General features: G+C 32.3%; 12 protein-coding genes. 10 read left to right on the top strand and 2 right to left on the bottom strand.

Going from position 1 to position 18903, the window contains the following annotated elements; translation table 11 throughout:
* Window positions 1–270: 270 nt before the first annotated feature.
* Together DNC80_RS05400 and DNC80_RS05395 are read left to right on the top strand one after the other, a co-directional pair.
* Window positions 271–5145: a translocation/assembly module TamB domain-containing protein gene (locus DNC80_RS05400; RefSeq protein ID WP_370628698.1), complete on the top strand. Its 4875-nt coding sequence runs from the start codon at window positions 271–273 to the stop codon at window positions 5143–5145.
* A 66-nt stretch (window positions 5146–5211) separates the two neighbouring features.
* Window positions 5212–7506 carry a BamA/TamA family outer membrane protein gene (locus DNC80_RS05395; RefSeq protein ID WP_182649885.1) on the top strand — a complete coding sequence of 765 codons (2295 nt, stop codon included), beginning with the start codon at window positions 5212–5214 and terminating at the stop codon, window positions 7504–7506.
* Between the two features lie 54 nt (window positions 7507–7560).
* Here the strand turns inward: DNC80_RS05395 and DNC80_RS05390 are convergent, their stop codons facing one another.
* The gene (locus DNC80_RS05390) at window positions 7561–10068 is read right to left on the bottom strand and encodes a M14 family metallopeptidase (RefSeq protein ID WP_182649883.1); all 2508 of its coding nucleotides are present in this window, start codon (window positions 10066–10068) and stop codon (window positions 7561–7563) included.
* Window positions 10069–10316: 248 nt separating this feature from the next.
* Between DNC80_RS05390 and DNC80_RS05385 the strand changes: the two genes are divergently transcribed.
* From DNC80_RS05385 to DNC80_RS05375, 3 genes are all read left to right on the top strand, one after another.
* Window positions 10317–11744 carry an L-serine ammonia-lyase gene (locus tag DNC80_RS05385; RefSeq protein ID WP_182649881.1) on the top strand — a complete coding sequence of 476 codons (1428 nt, stop codon included), beginning with the start codon at window positions 10317–10319 and terminating at the stop codon, window positions 11742–11744.
* Window positions 11745–11795: 51 nt separating this feature from the next.
* Window positions 11796–12782 (top strand): fumarylacetoacetate hydrolase family protein, encoded by a 987-nt coding sequence (locus tag DNC80_RS05380; protein WP_182649880.1) that lies wholly within the window; start codon window positions 11796–11798, stop codon window positions 12780–12782.
* A 194-nt stretch (window positions 12783–12976) separates the two neighbouring features.
* Entirely contained in the window at window positions 12977–13147 is a 171-nt protein-coding gene (locus tag DNC80_RS05375) for a hypothetical protein (RefSeq protein ID WP_182649878.1), read from the top strand.
* A gap of 85 nt (window positions 13148–13232) precedes the next feature.
* Here DNC80_RS05375 and DNC80_RS05370 read toward each other — a convergent pair whose 3' ends face one another.
* Entirely contained in the window at window positions 13233–13676 is a 444-nt protein-coding gene (locus tag DNC80_RS05370; RefSeq protein ID WP_182649876.1) for a nuclear transport factor 2 family protein, read from the bottom strand.
* A gap of 99 nt (window positions 13677–13775) precedes the next feature.
* Here DNC80_RS05370 and panB point away from each other — a divergent pair, with 99 nt between their 5' ends.
* The 5 genes from panB to DNC80_RS05345 all read left to right on the top strand — a co-directional run bounded on the left by panB (window position 13776) and on the right by DNC80_RS05345 (window position 18113).
* Window positions 13776–14594: a 3-methyl-2-oxobutanoate hydroxymethyltransferase gene (gene panB, locus DNC80_RS05365; RefSeq protein WP_144892010.1), complete on the top strand. Its 819-nt coding sequence runs from the start codon at window positions 13776–13778 to the stop codon at window positions 14592–14594.
* Between the two features lie 54 nt (window positions 14595–14648).
* On the top strand, window positions 14649–14999 hold the full coding sequence (locus tag DNC80_RS05360) for a four helix bundle protein (RefSeq protein ID WP_182649874.1): 351 nt from the start codon (window positions 14649–14651) through the stop codon (window positions 14997–14999).
* Between the two features lie 111 nt (window positions 15000–15110).
* A complete protein-coding gene (locus tag DNC80_RS05355) occupies window positions 15111–15800 on the top strand; it encodes an RluA family pseudouridine synthase (protein WP_182649872.1) in 690 nt (229 codons plus the stop codon).
* Between the two features lie 143 nt (window positions 15801–15943).
* On the top strand, window positions 15944–17269 hold the full coding sequence (locus tag DNC80_RS05350) for an aldehyde dehydrogenase (RefSeq protein ID WP_370628697.1): 1326 nt from the start codon (window positions 15944–15946) through the stop codon (window positions 17267–17269).
* 46 nt (window positions 17270–17315) lie between these two features.
* Window positions 17316–18113, top strand: coding sequence for a hypothetical protein (locus tag DNC80_RS05345; RefSeq protein ID WP_182649870.1), 798 nt, complete (start codon window positions 17316–17318; stop codon window positions 18111–18113).
* Window positions 18114–18903 lie beyond the last annotated feature (790 nt).

Raw genomic sequence — 18903 nt, 5'->3', positions numbered from 1 at the left:
AACGTTGACGTCTTCATCTTGAAAATGGAAATTAGAAACAATTGCTATACTTTTTTTTGAAAGAATTATATAACTATTTTATACAATTATATAATGGTAATTGTTGTTTTGTAGCGATATTTGTAGACATTTATGTTTCTGCATTAGCAAATACATCACATGATTTTGATAGATAAAAAACTTCGTTTGAAAAAATATTTACAGATTCTTTTAAAAGTGTTCCTCTGGACAGTTGGCTCCTTGATATCCCTATTTTTAATACTGTTTTTGGTGATACAAATTCCTTCCGTTCAAAATTATGCCAAGAACAAAGCGGTACACTATCTTGAAGAAAAAATCAAAACAAAGGTTGTGATTGACAGTCTAGAAATAGGGTTTCCAAAGAAAGTTATATTAAAGGGCGTATACTTTGAAGACCAAAAAAAAGACACTCTTTTTGCTGGAGATACTCTTGCTGTAAACATCAGTTTATTTCAACTCATAAACAATAAAGTAGACATAAATAGTGTTGATTTATCAGGTATTACGGCGTACATAAAAAAAGACAGCAAAGGAAATTTTAATTTTGACTACATTATTAAAGCCCTTGCATCTCAAGAAAAACAAAAGACTGATTCAGCCCCAATGGAATTTTCAGTTGACGAAATTCAGTTGGATAGAATTAATTTTCACTATTCTGATGCTATTTCAAATAATGAAATTGCAACTTATCTCAATCATTTTAAAACTAGTATCAAAACATTTGATTTAAACCAAATGAACTTTGACATTCCAAAAATCAAGGTTAATGGTTTGCAATTCAAATTAATTCAGGGCATTGCTTCTATAAAAAAATCAGGCACTGTAACAGAGAATAATACAATAGAAAATCCTCTGAAATTAAAATTTGGTGATGTAGACCTTGGTAAAATAAAAATTGAATACAAAAGCCAAGAATCTAAATTGGCTACCAATATCTACGTGAAAAAATTGATCACAAAATTAGATAAAATAGACTTGAACAATCAATATGCTATTCTAGAAAATTTAGAATTAACAGGAGTTGAAGGTGCTCTAGAGTTAGGTAAAATTAAAAAATTAGTCACCCAAAATACTAAAACTTCAAACAGTTCAAACAATTGGGATATTAAAGTAAAAAAGAGTGTTTTTAAGAGAATCAATTTTAAATATGACAACAATAACGTTGCTTTTACTCAAAAAGGATTAGACTACAATCATTTAGACATTAAAAGCTTGAATCTAGACCTAGAAGTTCTCAATTACAACAATGAAAACATCTCAGGTGAACTTAAATCTTTTTCAGCTAAAGATAAAAGCGGATTGAACATTTCGGCGCTAAACGGTGACTTTTTCTATGGCAATAAAAATGCTTTCATCAAAAATCTGTATTTAAAAACCCCTCAAACCGAAATAAAAAATGAAATACAAATAGGATATTCATCTCTTGCTACTATTTCAAAAAATATTGGAGATTTGAGTTTGATAGCAAACCTTACCAAAAGTAGTATTGGTTTTCAAGATATTCTGTTATTTGTTCCTAATTTAGCTTCTACAAATCCATTTAAAAGTAATCCAAAAGCAGTCATTTCTATAAACGGAAAGGTTAAAGGAAAAGTAAAAAATATAACAATTCCGTCAATGGAAATCAGCGGAATAGGCTCAACTTCACTGGCAGCGAGCGGCACAATAATTGGTTTACCAAATGTTGATAAAACCTACTTTGACATTAATATTAAAAAATTTCAGTCTGGTCAAAAAGACATAAATAATTTTGTACCCAAAGGAACTATTCCTAACACCATTCAATTGCCTTCGAGAATGACTGTTACAGGAACTTTTAAGGGAACTATTGCTACTTTTTTGACTGATTTGAAGCTCATAAGTAGTTATGGAAATGCAGCTATTAAAGCCAAATTTGATCAAAGTCGCAAAAACTTTGAAAAATATGATGCCAAAGCTGATTTTGTAAACTTTGATCTAGGGAAATTTATTAAGAACGACTCCATTGGTAAAATTACCCTAAAAACCACTATCAAAGGCACTGGTTTCAACCCAAAAACAGCTACAGTAGCTCTTAATGCAAGTATTCAAAAAGCGTATTTTAACAAGTATACGTATAAAAATATAGCTGTAAAAGGAACTATCCAAAAAGGTAATTTTAACGCTACTGCAGTGGCTAGAGACCCTAATTTGACATTCAATTTAGTGGGTAATGGTAGATTTCAAGATAAATATCCATCCGGAAAAATAAAATTAAATGTAGATATAGCTGATTTAGAAAAACTGAATTTACATGCTGGACCTTTAAAAATTCGTGGTATTGTAGATGCAGACATCCAATCGGGGGATTTAGATTATCTCAATGGTTCATTAACTGCTCATCATATTAATATTACCAATGCTAAAGAAAACTATACTATTGATTCTATCCAAGTTCATGCAATAGCAAACGCTCAAAAAAATTCTATTGAAGTTAAAGCACCTTTTATGGATGCGTTTTTAGAAGGGAAATACAAATTATCAAAAATAGGAACTGCAATTACCAACTCGATTGCTGCTTATTACGATACTACTCCTAAAAAATCGAAAAAGAAAACTAAAGAAAATCAACAGTTTGATTTTAAGGTTCAAATCAAGGATAGTCCTATTGTGATGCAATTGATTCCTCAAATTAAGAGCTTAGAACCTATTACTATTACAGGTAATTACAACAGTGTAAATGATTCGATTGTTTTAAATGGAGCCATTCCAAAACTAGTTTATGAGAGCATAACGGTTACAAATGCTACACTAAAACTGGATACACAAGATCAAAAGTTGCTTTATAATTTTATGGTTGATGATATTCAAAACGAACAGTTTGAACTTCCGCATACAGAACTAACTGGGGATATTCAAAATAACATCATAACGTATGCACTTCAGTTAAAAAACACTAAAGAAGAAGAACGCTACCTCATTGCAGGTACTGTTCAATCTCAAAATGGTGGTACAGAAATACGATTGAATCCTGATAAATTAATATTGAATTATGAACCGTGGACCATTGATAAAGAAAACGTAGTTAGCAGTTTAACTAAAGGCTTGTTTATTAATAATTTTAATCTTAAAAACAACGGAAGTACTATTCAAGTACAATCAAAATCAAGTAATGCCAATGCTCCGTTACAAGTCAATTTTAAGGAGTTTGATATCAACACTATTACAAGTTTTGTAGAGAAAAAGGATTTACAACTTAGTGGAAAAATCAATGGAACGGCAGAAATAAGAAATTTAAACACATCACCCCTTTTCACTTCTGATTTAAGTGTCGAGAATTTTACATTCAAAAAAGATACTATTGGAAATATAAAGCTTCAAGTAAATAACACTATTGCAAACCAGTATGATGCCGTTGTTGCAATAACAGGTCAAGGAAATCAAGTAAATCTTGAAGGGAATTATAAAACGACCACCAGTAGTTTTGATATGAATTTAATTATTGACAAGTTAAACCTTAAAAGCATACAAGGATTTACTTTAAATAATCTAACGGAAAGTACTGGTTTTTTAAACGGAAAATTATCGATTACAGGAAGTGCAAGCCAACCTAATGTACAGGGTGAATTAGCTTTTAACGAAATCGGATTTAAAGTGACTCCTCTTAATGCTAGATTCAAATCCATTAATGATAAAATAGTTTTTCAACCCAACACAATTGTTTTTGAAACCTTTACCATAAAGGATGAAAATGACAATGAGTTGAACGTTAATGGGACAATTGATACGTCTAATTTTAGTAATTTCGGATTTAATCTAACCGTTGATGCTAAAAATTTTAAAGCAGTAAATTCAAAAGCAAAAGACAATGATTTATACTACGGTGAATTATTTCTGGATAACAACATCAGGATAGCTGGTAGTTTAAACAATCCTATAATTGATGGTACAATAAAAATCAATAGGGACACCAAATTTACCATTGTATTGCCACAATCTGATCCATCCATTGCTGATCGTGAGGGAATTGTTGAATTTATAGATCAAGATAATCCTCAAATAATTACGAATACAAATCTTGAAAATATAAGTAGTGAATCAACCGTAAAAGGTATTAATGCATCAGTAAATATTGAAATAGATAAGGATGCAGAGCTTTCACTGGTTATTGATAAAGCAAATGGAGATTATTTAAAATTGAAAGGCGAGGCTCAATTAACTGGCGGCATAGATGCATCAGGGAAGACAAATTTAACTGGTCGATATGAGTTGAATGAAGGAAGCTATGAAATGAATTTTAACGGTATCAAACGAAAATTCAATATTAAAGAAGGCAGTTATATTTTATGGACCGGCGAACCAACTAGTGCAGATATTAATATTACAGCTATTTATAAAACTAATGCTGCGCCTATTGATTTAGTAAACGATCAATTGGGTGACATAACACCTACGTTAAGAAATACATACAAAGAAAAAATTCCTTTTGAAACAGCCCTAAAAATGAATGGAGATCTTATGAAACCCAACATTTCATTTGATATTATTTTACCTGATGGTAACAACAATGTTTCTACTGAAATTATTAATACAACTCAAGCTAAACTAAGTCAATTAAGAGAACAACAAGATGAGTTGAACAAGCAAGTTTTTGCATTGTTATTGTTAAATCGTTTTATTGGGGAGAATCCTTTTACTAGCGAAAACGGTGGTACAACCGTTTCTTCATTAGCTAGAGAAAGCGCTAGCAAAATTTTATCGCAACAACTCAATAACTTGGCAGGAGATTTAATTCAAGGAATCGAATTGAATTTTGATTTAAATACAACTGAAGATTTCACATCAGGACAACGTCAAAACAAAACTGATTTTAGTGTAGGTGTTTCCAAAAAACTACTCAATGACCGACTCAAAATAACCGTAGGAAGTAGTTTTGGTATAGAAGGTTCTCAACAAGCCAATCAAAATGCGAATAATATTGCAGGTGATGTTTCTATTGATTATCAACTTACAAAAGATGGAAGATACAAAGTAAGAGCTTATCGTGTCAATAAATACCAAGTAGCACTTCAAGGTGAAGTTGTAGAAACTGGAGTTGCATTTGTAATCACAATGGATTACAACAAGTTCAGTGAATTGTTCCGAAAAAATGCATCAAAAAAATAATTTCAAATCATAAATAAAGCTGTACTTACAAATCAAAATAGTCTTTATTTTACAAAACGAATCGTAATGAAAGGGAAAGGTATTATAATCTTATTTTTTTTATGTCTGCTATTTCAATCCTGCAGCAACACCCGTTTTTTACCTGAAGGTGAATTGTTGTATACAGGTGCTGATGTTACTATTGAAAAAAATGACAGTACTAAGAAATCAAGAAAAGAACTCAAAAACAATTTAGAAGCACTAGTCAGACCCAAGCCCAATAAATCTATCTTAGGGTTAAAACCAAAATTATACATTTATAACCTTGCTGGAACTCCAAAAAAAGAAAAAGGATTGCGATACTGGCTTAAAAATAAAGTGGGAGAACCGCCTGTATTATATAGCCAAGTTGATTTAGAGTATAACAAAAGTGTCTTGCAAAACTACATTGAAAATAATGGATACTTTAACGGAAAAAGCAAAGCCGATTCAACACGTGTTGATAAAAAAGCTAGCGCTACATACACGGTAACTACAGGAAAACAGTATACAATTAATGAAGTTAAGTTCCCTATAGACTCCTCAAAAATAGGAATTGAAATACGCAATACGCAACGAAGATCCAGATTAAAAAAAGGAGATCCATACAGTTTAGAGGTCATAAAAGAGGAAAGAATTAGGATAGATGCAAGATTAAAAGAAAAAGGTTTTTTTTACTTTAATCCTGACAATATTATTGTTCAAGTAGACTCAACTGTTGCAAAAAATAAAGTAGACCTCATAGTCAAAATCAAATCTGATGCATCAAAACTTGCAACAACACCTTACAAAATAAATAAAATAGTAGTGTTTTCTAATTATACTCTTGATGCTGAAAACAAAGCCCTAAAAATTGATACCATTAAAAAACAAAATGGACTCGCTATTATTGATCCCGAAAATTTATTTAAACCCCGCATTTTTGATAGAGCTTTGTATTTTAAAAAAGAGGATTTATACAACCGTACCAATCATAATTTATCTCTAAACAGACTAGTTAATCTTGGTGTTTTTAAATTTGTAAAAAATCAATTCAAAGTTTCAGATACCATAGGAAATTATCTTGATGCCTATTATTATCTTACTCCATTACCAAGGAAATCTATTCAATTAGAGCTTTTGGGTAAAACCAATTCAGCCAATTATACCGGGACAGAATTAAACCTAAACTGGAGCAATCGCAACACTTTTAGAGGTGCTGAATTGCTAACTATTTCAGCATTTGGTGGTGTTGAAGTACAAGTTTCTGGACAAAATAATGGCTTTAATGTATATCGTTTTGGTACTGAAGCTAATTTAATTTGGCCAAGAATTATCGCTCCTTTTAAATTTAAATCGCCTTCAGGTTTTGTACCAAAAACGAAAGCAACAATAGGCTATGAGTTTCAAAATAGAACAAAACTATATTCTTTGCAAACCTTCAAAGCCTCTTTTGGATACCTTTGGAAAGAAAATGAAAGAAAAGAACACCAACTTAATGTTAGTGAAATAACATACGCAAGTCCTCAGAATGTTACCGAATTGTATTTAGAAAAAATTGCAGAAAATCCATCTTTAAATAAAGTAATCGAAAAACAATTGATTTTTGGTCCTACCTATTCTTATACGTATACCAATACTACTCAAAAACGTAGAAAAAACACCTTTTACTACAAAGGAACTGTTGATTTAGCTGGAAATATTGCAGGATTAGCTACAGGTGCCAATGCAAAAAAAGAAGACCCAATTACCGTATTTGATGTTCCTTTTAGTCAATTTATAAAAATAGAAAATGACTTTAGGCATTATTATAAATTTTCAGAAAATTCCCAATTGGCAACCAGAATCATTGCTGGCGCAGGTATTGCATACGGAAATTCAAGAGAAATGCCTTTTATTAAACAATTCTTCATTGGCGGAACCAATAGTTTACGTGCTTTTAGAGCTCGATCTGTAGGACCAGGAAGTTTTAAAAATGAAAACCAAAATACAAATTCTTTTTTACCCGATCAATCAGGTGACATTAAGCTCGAGTTCAATACAGAATATCGCGCACAAATTTATGGACTCGTAAAGGGAGCTTTATTTATTGATGCAGGAAACATTTGGTTATTACGTGAAAATACAGAAAAACCAGGCGCTAAATTTTCGAATAAATTTATGAGTGAAATGGCCATTGGAGCGGGTGCCGGATTACGCTTCGATTTGTCTTTTTTAGTATTGCGTACGGATCTTGCTTTTCCTTTACGAAAACCAAATTTACCCTCAGAGAACCGTTGGGTTATAGACCAAATCAATTTTGGTAGTGGTCCTTGGAGAAAAGAAAATTTAATTTTCAATCTAGCCATTGGTTATCCATTTTAAAAACAAAAAAAGCATGAATCAACGTGCTTTTTTTGTTAAAAGAAATTCTTATAATTAATCCACAAGAAATAGTGCATTACTAAATAAGAGAATTCCATTTTCCCAAAAACCTCTAAACAAGGGATTATCAATCATGTAAACAACACATCCAGCCCCTTTTGATTCTACTGCAAAACTTACAGTATTATTTAGTTTTTTCTTGATTTTACTACCTACAAATCCGTAACTTTTGTAATCAGTAGGAACATATATTACATTAAATGCATTTTTTAATAATGAATAGCGTTTGTCATCTGTTTTTAAACTAAAATAGCGATCTCCTAGTCCAAAACTTAAAGGATGTGATTGATCTAATTTATTTTCAATGATTGCTCCAGGAATTGCTTTAGAAATAAACCTGCGCTCTGCATTTTGATAATCAAGTGTTCTTTCTAATAAAACATCTTCATCCGCCTCTTTTTCTGCTAACAGTTTTTCTTCTTCTGAAGCAAATGGCGTCAAAGCGTAACCTTCTTTTCCATCAAAAAGGGAAATAGCATTATTCATGGCAATCACTTTTCCGCCATTGTTAATCCATTCTGATATTTTTTTCTGCTGTGCCTCAGTAAAATCATAATAGCCATCTGCTAAAATCAGTGTGTTATATGAAGCTAAATTCAATCTGTTAAAATTATTGGTTTCAACTACGCTTACCGGATAGCCCAGTGTCTCTTGCATATAATACCAAGTGGCTCCAAACTCTGTTGGACTCACCCCTTTTCCAGAAAGTAATACCACTTTTGGAGCTTTTAAAAGACTAAAATTTTCACCACCAACATCTCTAGCATTCGATGAAAAACCCGTTGAAATAGTATTAAAATCAGATTTGTCTTTGATTAAATTAGAAATGGTTTGTTCAAAATTTAATACCTGTGGATTATCTGTTTTCGTCACTACTAACCCTCCTGGGGCAATAGTAACAGTGCCAAAAACGGCTTCTTTTGCAGCTGTTCTAACTTTAATATTATTTTGATGTAAAACAGATAAAACTTGCGCTGAAACTCTGTTATTCCAAGGTATATGAAAAGCATATATATTTTTTGAAACTTCACGAACTGGAGTTTCTACGGATGTCTTAGTTGAAATGGCAACCTCATTTTTTACAGCATAACCTTGAACACCATAAGCGAGTGGCAAAGCCCAAGCCGTTATGTCATAGGATAAACTATCATTTAGTTTTTGATTGGGTTCAAAAAGAATTTGTGCCAAAACCGCTTTAGGTTGATCTACTTTTACAATTAAATCATTAGGTTCTATTGCAAAACTGATTTCCTTCTTTGTGGAATAATTGTAACCTGATGTTTTTGCACTTGCTGCAGCAAAACTAAATTCAATTTTGTTTTTTGAAAGTAAATCAGTCATTTGAATTAATTTTGGATTGCTTTTCATAACATAGGTTTTGTAAGCTCCCTTAACTGTTTTTCTGGAATTGTTCATAAATCCACGAAAACCATTGAGCAATTCTTCTGCTTTGTTAGAAGCCGACTCAACCACTGTTAAAACCGCAGTTGCATGATGCGCTACTCTATCTTTAATGGTCAATATAGATCCATTACTCATTTGTATTGCGCGCCCAGCTCCTATTCCGCCCTGTTCTAGCGTCATACCTACAGCTCCGTTGTACGTAGGATAAGTATCGCCGTAACTTGGGTAAAACAAGTCAAAACGTTCTCCGGTGTTGTACATCCAGTTTTGCGCATCAAATTTTTTAGAAATGTTTTGACCTAAAGTTTGGTGAAAATCCCGCTGATATTTTTCAATAAATTCATGTAAAGGTTCAGCTGACGGAGGAAAAAAATAAGGAGAGTCATACCCCATTTCATGCACATCAGTATGAACTTGAGGCATCCACTGGTGGTACAAAGCAATGCGTTGCTGAGACTCTAGCTGAGTTTGCCAAGCCCAATCTCTATTTAAATCAAAAAGATAATGATTGAATCTTCCGCCTGGCCAATCCTCCATGTGTTCTCTATCGGATAGTTCTGGATGTGTTTTCTTTCCGGAAATTTCTCTTAACCAATTCCCGTATCGAGAATATCCATCTGGATTAATGCACGGATCTAGAATTACAATGGTATTCTCTAACCATTTTTTTGTTGTTGTATTGGAAGGATTTAGCAATTCATAAGCAACAGTCATCGCACTTTCTGTTCCAGCAAATTCATTGCCATGAACATTAAAACTCAACCAGACAATTACTTTATCACCTACAGTTTGATTTTTCTTTGGCGAAAGCCCAATTGATGCCAGATTATTTGTCCTGATTTCTTCAAGATTTGCCAAGTTTTCTGGGGTTGAAATATAGTAAACATTTAAATCTCTTTGCTCAGCCGTTACTCCGTATTTATGTTTTACAATGGCAGAAGAATTATCAATAAGCTGTTTGAAATAGTTTTCAACTTGATGGTAATGCGAAATTTGCTTGCCATAGTTAGGTGAAAATTGCTCAGGAGATTGAATTTGAGCATACGCTTGCAGCACCATTGCTGCGCTGAACAAAACTGAAAAAACGATTTTTTTCATAGAGTTAAAATTAGTTATGCTCCAAATTTAACTATAAAATTAGTTTTCTACAAGGCACCGTTAACTACGAAAATGAAAAAATTGAAAGTACATATTGCTCCAAAAGATATCAAAATTTAGGAAGTTTCAATTTTAATAAAAATGAATAAAAATGACATTCTCATTGTTAAAAAAGCACTTTTAGGAGTTCAAAAATTCGTTTCGTTGCAACATTCTATTATATTTGCAGTAAACAAAATTAAATCTAGATGGAAGAATGTATCTCTGTTTTTGACATGCTAAAGATTGGTGTTGGTCCTTCAAGTTCTCATACATTAGGGCCTTGGAGAGCAGCTGAACGCTTTTTAGAAGAACTAAGAACTGAAAATTTACTCTCAGCTGTGACTCGTGTACAAATAGATTTATACGGTTCACTTTCCTTAACAGGAAGAGGCCATGCAACAGATCTAGCAGTCATGCTAGGATTAAGTGGCCAAGATCCAGAATACATTCCCGTTGAGAATATCGATAGCATCATTAAATCAATCGAAAATAAAAACGAAATCAATTTAGGGAACGAAAAAAACATTCCTTTCTATTTTTTACAAGACATTGTTTTCAATAAAAACTTCCTTCCCTTTCATGCAAATGGATTGACTTTTACAGCATTTCTTACTAACGATTCAAACTACACAGCTACATTTTATTCCATAGGTGGTGGTTTTGTTGTAAAAGAAGAACGTACCAATGCTAAAAAGAAAACACAGGTAAAATGTGCTTTTCCCTATCCGATTGATAAGGCATCTGAATTGCTAGAAATTTGTACCAAAGAAAAAAAATCAATCTCAGAAATAGTATTTGAGAATGAGAAATCAATGCGCACTGAGGAGATAATTGATCATGAACTCATGCGTATTTGGAAAACCATGCTAGAATGCATGTACATCGGTTGCCACTCTGAAGGGATTCTGCCAGGCGGACTCAATGTACGTAGACGCGCCTTTGATATGCATCAAAATTTAATTGGATTAGCAAATTATGATTCGCCACAATCTTGGTTGGAAGAAATCAGAAAAACGGAGGTGAAATTTCGTCAAATTCTAAAATGGGTATCGTGTTTTGCACTGGCCGTTAACGAAGTTAATGCAGCTTTAGGTCGCGTAGTGACTGCCCCTACAAATGGAAGTGCTGGAGTAATTCCAGCAGTTTTAATGTACTATTTAGTAATAGAAAATCATAACGCAGGCAACACAGAAATCAAACAATTCTTGATGGTGGCCGGCGAAATAGGTAGTATTTTCAAGAAAGGCTCCACAATATCAGCTGCTATGGGTGGCTGTCAAGCAGAAATTGGAGTGTCATCAGCCATGGCAGCAGCGGCACTTTGTGAAGCTATGGGTGGTACTCCTGAGCAAGTACTTATGGCTGCCGAAATTGCAATGGAACATCACTTAGGTTTAACTTGTGACCCAATAGGAGGCTTGGTTCAAATTCCGTGTATTGAACGCAATACTATGGGAGCCATCAAAGCCATTAATGCTGCTGAGCTTGCACTTGAAACTGATCCTAAGAATGCAAAAGTGCCATTGGATAAAGTAGTTGACACAATGTGGCAAACTGCCAAAGACATGAATAATAAATACAAAGAAACATCTGAAGGTGGACTTGCCATTGCAGTAAACATGGCTGATTGTTAACCTTGAAATAAATATTTAAGCTATAATAATAAACTCATAAACAAAATCTAAATGAAATTAGCTTCAATTGACAATAAGACCAGAGATGGACAATTAGTTGTTGTAAATAAAGATTTAACAAAAGCAGTTATAGTACCCGAAATTGCAGCAACAATGCAATTCGCAATTGATAACTGGAAAGAAACAGAAACTAAATTAGAAAGTGTTTATAATGACTTAAACTCTGATAAGTTGCCTAATGCGTTTCACTTTTCTTCTGTTAGAGTTTTAGCGCCAATTCCTCGAGCGTATCATTGGGCTGACGGGAGTGCTTATGTAACTCACGTAGAACTAGTGCGAAAGGCTAGAAATTCTGAATTACCCGAATCTTTTTGGACAGATCCTTTAATGTATATGGGAGCTTCTGACGCATTTATTGGAGCGAATGATGACATTGAAATCGAAAATGAAGATTGGGGTATTGACTTTGAATCTGAAGTAGCTGTTATTACAGATGATGTTCCAGCAGGAACTAATTCAGAAGATGCTTTAAAACATATTAAGTTAATCACCATTATTAACGATGTGTCTTTACGTAATTTAATACCAAATGAGCTTTCCAAACAATTTGGATTCTATCAATCTAAACCTTGGACATCATTTGCACCTGTGGTTGTAACTCCAAATGAACTTGCTGATAGCTGGAAAAATGGAAAACTTCATTTGCCACTACATTCAACCTTAAACGGAAATCTTATTGGTTCTCCTAATGCTGGGATTGATATGACTTTTGACTTTGGCCAATTAGTTGCACATGCTTCTAAAACTCGTTCATTAATGGCTGGAACAATTATTGGCTCAGGAACAGTTGCAAATCAAGGAAGTCTCGATGGTTCAAGCTGTCTAGCAGAGGTTAGATGTTTAGAAATAATAAAAGATGGAAAAGCCTCTACTCCATTTATGAGTTTTGGGGACAGAATAGAAATTGAAATGAAAGATAATGATGGTAAGTCAATTTTTGGTAAAATAAATCAAATCATAAAAGAATATAAAAAATAACTGTTGTAAAAAGGCATTTGGCAAGTTTGGGTTTTAGATATAATTTAAAGATGATTTTGTTCTTTTCAAAGTTTCGTATTTAATTTTTAAAAAAAAGTTATCATAATTCCAAACTTGCCAAGCGCCGAAACAGTGCGTTACTTTTTGTGATGATTTTAATTATACTTTCTCTTACATTAATCCCTAGCAAAATCATGAAAATCAATTGGATAATACTTATTGGATTAGCTATAGGGATTCTAGTTTTAATATGTTTTTTGATAAGAAAAAACAATAAAGACAAAGAAGACTATACGGATTTCTTAAACCAAGATTTTAAAAAACAAGAAGAACAAGAATCTGACTTAAACGATGAAAATTACTAAATATTCCCTTTTTAGACAGCAATTTTAATTGATACTACTTTCTATTTGAGTATTATTCGACGAAAAAAATTCTCAAAAACATGCATTATTTTCGGCGAGTATCAATTAAATGAATGATTCTCCAATTTGAATTTTCTGCAAACTGATCTTTAAACAAGGTGAATGAATTAACTCCTTTGTGACTCAGTTTACCGTTGACATAAAATTCATAAGGCGTCCAGACGTGCGCTAAACTTCCTTCTATTTGAACTTCATATCTCAATATTTTTTCAAGAAATACTGTTCCTTTTGGAATACTAGCTATTGATTTAAAAAACGTATCTGGATCACTATTTTCTAATTTAGCACTTCCTTCTTTTTCTGAAATGGTTTGTAAAATCATTTTTTTATCACAAAGAGATTTTAACGTCATCGTATCTTTGGCATGAAAAGCCATGAAAAATTTTTCAATTGCATTTTGCGCTTCATTATTTTGTGCTTGAATACAGTTACTTACAACTAGAAAAAATAATACAATAATAGTTCTCATAGCAGATGATTTACGAGTTTTTGAATAGAAAAACTTTAGTTAGACATTAAAGAATAAAAATATTCATTTTAGTACCTTTACAAACTTAAATATAAAATTATGTCTGTAGCTAAAAAAGATTATAAAAGAATTACAACTAAATCGTTGATTGAAATGAAAGCCAATGGCGAAAAAATTTCAATGCTAACAGCTTATGATTTTACAATGGCAAAAATTGTAGATACAGCAGGAATTGATGTGATTCTTGTAGGTGATTCGGCATCAAATGTAATGGCGGGTCATGAAACTACATTGCCAATTACACTTGACCAAATGATTTATCATGCTTCATCTGTAGTGCGCGCCATAGAAAGAGCACTTGTTGTGGTTGATTTACCTTTTGGAAGTTATCAATCAGACCCAAAAGAAGCCTTACGATCTGCTATTAGAATTATGAAAGAAAGCGGTGGTCATGCCGTAAAACTTGAAGGCGGTAAAGAAATAAAAGACTCTATAAAAAAAATATTGAATGCGGGAATTCCGGTTATGGGACATTTAGGTCTTACGCCGCAATCCATTTATAAATTTGGTACATATACCGTTCGAGCCAAAGAAGAAGAAGAAGCAGACAAACTAATAGAAGATGCTCAATTACTTGAAAAATTAGGCTGTTTTGCATTAGTTCTTGAAAAAATACCAGCTCATTTAGCCGAAAAAGTAGCGCAAAGTATTTCTATTCCTGTAATAGGGATTGGTGCTGGTGGTGGTGTAGATGGCCAAGTACTTGTAATTCATGACATGCTAGGGATGAATAACGAATTTAGTCCACGTTTTTTAAGACGCTATATGGATTTATACAAAGAAATGACAGCTGCTATCGGGCAATATGTTGCTGATGTAAAGTCAAGTGATTTCCCTAATGCAAACGAACAATATTAAGTAGAGACCACATAGATTATCAGACTATTTAGATTGTTAGAATAAAAAAATGAAATGCATCGATTTAAAGATTTAGAAATTTGGAAAAAAAGTAGATTTTTTTGTTCAAAAATTTACACAGTGACTTCGTCTTTTCCTAACGAAGAAAAATTTGGACTAACAAATCAATTAAGAAGAGCTACTGTTTCTATTCCTTCAAATATAGCCGAAGGATCGTCTAGGCAATCAAATAAGGACTTTGCACGATTTTTAGAAATTGCCATCGGTTCAGCATATGAAATTGAAACACAAATTCTTATTTCATCCGATTTGGGTTTCATCACTCCGCAAGATTTAATAGAATTAACAAATATGTTAGAGGAAATTATTAAGATGACTTCAAGGTTTAGAGCAACTTTATTATAGTCTTTCTTAATTTTTATTGTTTTTAGACGGTAAAAATTGTTTAGAATCTAAACATCTAACAAAGTCTAACCTGTCTAAAAATCTAATAATCTAACAATCTAAAAAATCCAAATGAAAATAGTTTCTGATAAAAATAACTTACAAATTCTACACGAAGACAACCATTTAATTGTGGTAAACAAACGTGTGGGTGATATTGTGCAAGGCGATAAAACGGGTGACAAACCATTATCTGATGTGGTTAAAGAATACATCAAAGAGAAATACAACAAACCAGGAGAAGTTTTTCTAGGAGTGGTACATAGGCTTGACAGACCTACAACAGGAATTGTAGTTTTTGCAAGAACCAGCAAAGCGTTGACTAGAATGAATGAGTTGTTTAGCAATCGCGAGACTCAAAAAACCTATTGGTGTGTGGTAAAAAACAAACCCTTACATGATACGGATAAACTCGTGCACTATCTTAAAAGAAACGAAAAAAATAACAGCTCAAAAGCACATTTAAAAGAAGTTCCTGACAGCAAATTAGCTAGTTTAGATTATAAAATCATCAAGGAACTCAATAATTATTATGCGTTAGAAATAAATCTTCATACAGGTAGACACCACCAAATTAGAGCCCAACTCGCTGCCATAAATACGCCCATAAAAGGAGATTTAAAATATGGTTTTGACAGAAGCAATCCAGACGGTGGAATTCATTTGCACGCCCGAAAGTTAATGTTTACCCACCCCGTTTCTAAAGAAGTAACCACTATTATTGCTCCCACACCAAATGATGTAATCTGGAATGCCATTTAATGAGCACTTCATGAAATTTAAAGCGTAACAAATTTGATACTTATGCTACTAACACCAAGAGAAGAATTTGTAAATTTCTATGGTAAAGACCTCTTGCGATATTTTGTTTCTAAAATAATACTGTAATATTTAAAATCTAAATTGTGAATCAAATTGATATAAGTACTCGTAAAGAATCTTTGAAAAAATTATTGCAAGTCATCATAAACCATGAAGAGGCAATAATAAAAGCTTTGTATGATGATTTTAAAAAACCAGCTTTTGAGGCCGTTTTAACAGAAACAAATTACGTTATCAGCGACTTAAAAGAAACTATTAAAAATATTGATTCTTGGGCTAAGCCAAAAAAAGTTAGATCCTCATTACTAAATTTTCCTTCATCAGATTATATATATAGCGAACCTTATGGACATGTTTTGATTTTGGCTCCGTGGAATTATCCTTTTCAACTCGCATTGTGTCCTCTTGTAGCCGCTGTAGCCGCCGGAAATAAAGTAACACTAAAACCCTCTGAGCTTACTCCTAATACTTCACACATCATTTCAAAAATTATTAGTGAAACTTTTGCCGCAAAAGATGTCGTTGTCATAACAGGTGACGCCACCGTGTCAACACAATTATTGAGCAAACGTTGGGATTATATCTTTTTTACAGGAAGCGTTGCAGTGGGAAAAATCATAGCACAAGCCGCAGCCGTTCATCTTACGCCGGTTACCTTAGAATTAGGAGGGAAAAGTCCTTGTATTGTAGATGAAACGGCTGATTTACAACTTAGCGCACGCCGAATTGTATGGGGAAAAATCATCAATGCTGGACAAACCTGTGTAGCACCTGATTATATTTTGGTTCACCAAAAAATAAAAAAAGAATTCACAACTTATTTGATTCAAGAAATTGAAAAAGCACTAGGTACAAATCCTGAGCAATCACCAGACTTTGCTCGAATTGTAAATTTGAAAAACTGGCAGCGTTTAAACGATTTATTAAATAACGAAACCATTTTATTCGGAGGACAAACAAATAAAGACACCTTATACATTGCCCCTACTTTACTAGACGAACCTAAAAGTACAAGTCCCGTAATGAATGAGGAAATTTTTGGTCCAATATTACCTATCCTATCTTACCAAACTACTTCAGATTTGGAAAGAGTAATAAAAAGTTATGAAAAGCCTCTAGCTCTTTACATTTTTAGTACTAATAAATCATTCACTGATGAAATACTTAAAAAATATTCATTTGGTGGAGGTTGTGTCAATGACACCGTTGTACATCTCGTAAACAATAGATTGCCATTTGGTGGTGTAGGACATTCAGGAATGGGTGCCTATCACGGTAAATTAAGTTTTGATATTTTTTCGCATAAAAAAGCAATTGTAAAACGAGGAACATGGCTTGACTTACCTTTGCGCTATGCTCCTTACAATGAAAAACTAAAAACGATTCGGAAATTTTTAAAACTGATGTAAAATTTTTAAACTTTAAACTAATTAATAACCAATAACCTATTTTAAAATGAATGCACCTGTTAAAAAACGTATAGACGAAATTAAATCACAAGGCTACAACATTGATTTTGGCGATGTATTTAATCAAACTATAGAAAACTATAAAAAAATTGCTATGTATGGCGGTCTAGTACTCTTTATGTTTTTTGTTGTTTTTATATTGGGGCTTGCTGGAATTTTCGCAGTAATTTTTGGAACCGATGAAGCATTAACTATTTTAAAAGCAGAAGATTTCAGGCCTGAAAATTTAGACCTTTATGGCTATTTGATTGTATTACTTATAAGTATTGCCATAGGTACATTAGTAAGTCCTTTTATTGCTGGATTATTTAAAATGGCTCATAACGCAGATAAAGATGAAGAATTTCATGTATCAACCATGTTTCATTATTACAAATCTCCGTATGTTCAGGAAATTATTATTGCTTCATTTTTAATTGGTGTAGTAGATAGTTTCATTCGTGGAGTAATAAACTATGCAGAAATACCTCTTTTAGGTGCCGTACTCTCAACTATTTTATCATTATTCACTTTTTTATCTATTCCTTTAATAATTTTTGGAAATTTAAAAGCGTTGAAAGCCATAGAAACTAGTATCGTTATTGTTGCTAAACAGCCATTTATATTATTTGCTCTCTTAATTATAGGTATTATAGTAGTTTGCTTAGGTATTTTTGCATGTTGCATTGGAATCCTTTTTACTTTTCCGTTTATATATTCCATGAGCTACATCATTTACAAATACATTATTGGTTTTCCTGAAAATAAAGAAGAGGTAGTACCTACAAATTTTGAATCTCTGTAATAAAAAATAAAGCCAAAATTGATTTTGAAATCAATTTTGGCTTATTCAAATAAAAGTAGTAATTTGTTGTTTTTTATTTAATAAAATAACTAACTCAATTTAAGAAAATTTGAATCATTACTGCGGATACTTACCCACAATCCCATTAAGCTACCTTTCAACAAGTTGGTTTACAACAACTATTTCAAGTAAATTAATGATGCTTTTTGATAAATTAGCAGTAGATAATAATTTATTTCGGGTAATTAATCCATTTATCTTTTTATTGTTTTTTTTGCTAATTTTTAAATTCTCAAAAATTAGAACTTTATTGTATCCGGGATATATTAAAAATTACCCTCTTAAGGATTCAAAGAGTGAAGAATACCAACTGTATTTTTTATTTTTGGGTTTAGTTATACCCGTTTTAGAAATTGTATTCGAAATATTTAAAGTAAGAACAAAAAGTCTTTTAATACCTAACTTAATATTAGGAAGCCTTTTATTTTTGATTTATTTCCTAAGTCTTAAATCAAAATATATTTATCATTACATCCAAAAGATTTTTAGAGTTGCATTCCTAATCTCGTTTGTTGTTATTTCACGAAATTTAATACTATTTCCAAATGATAAAATTCCCTTTGTCGCATACATAATTACATTCTTTTTCTCCTATTCTATTATAAAATCTCAAAAATGGTATTGGATTTTTATTAGTTTAAATTTTATCTATATATCTACTCTTTTATTATTTGAAATCATCCCTTTTGACTCAGCTGTTCTACTCTTTAATTATTGCATTATAGTTGTT

The sequence above is a fragment of the Flavobacterium sp. SOK18b genome, assembly GCF_014156605.1.
In the GTDB taxonomy this organism is placed as follows: Bacteria; Bacteroidota; Bacteroidia; order Flavobacteriales; family Flavobacteriaceae; genus Flavobacterium; species Flavobacterium tiangeerense.
Note: the sequence above shows the minus strand (reverse complement) of the source record. Positions and strands in the feature narration are given on the sequence as shown.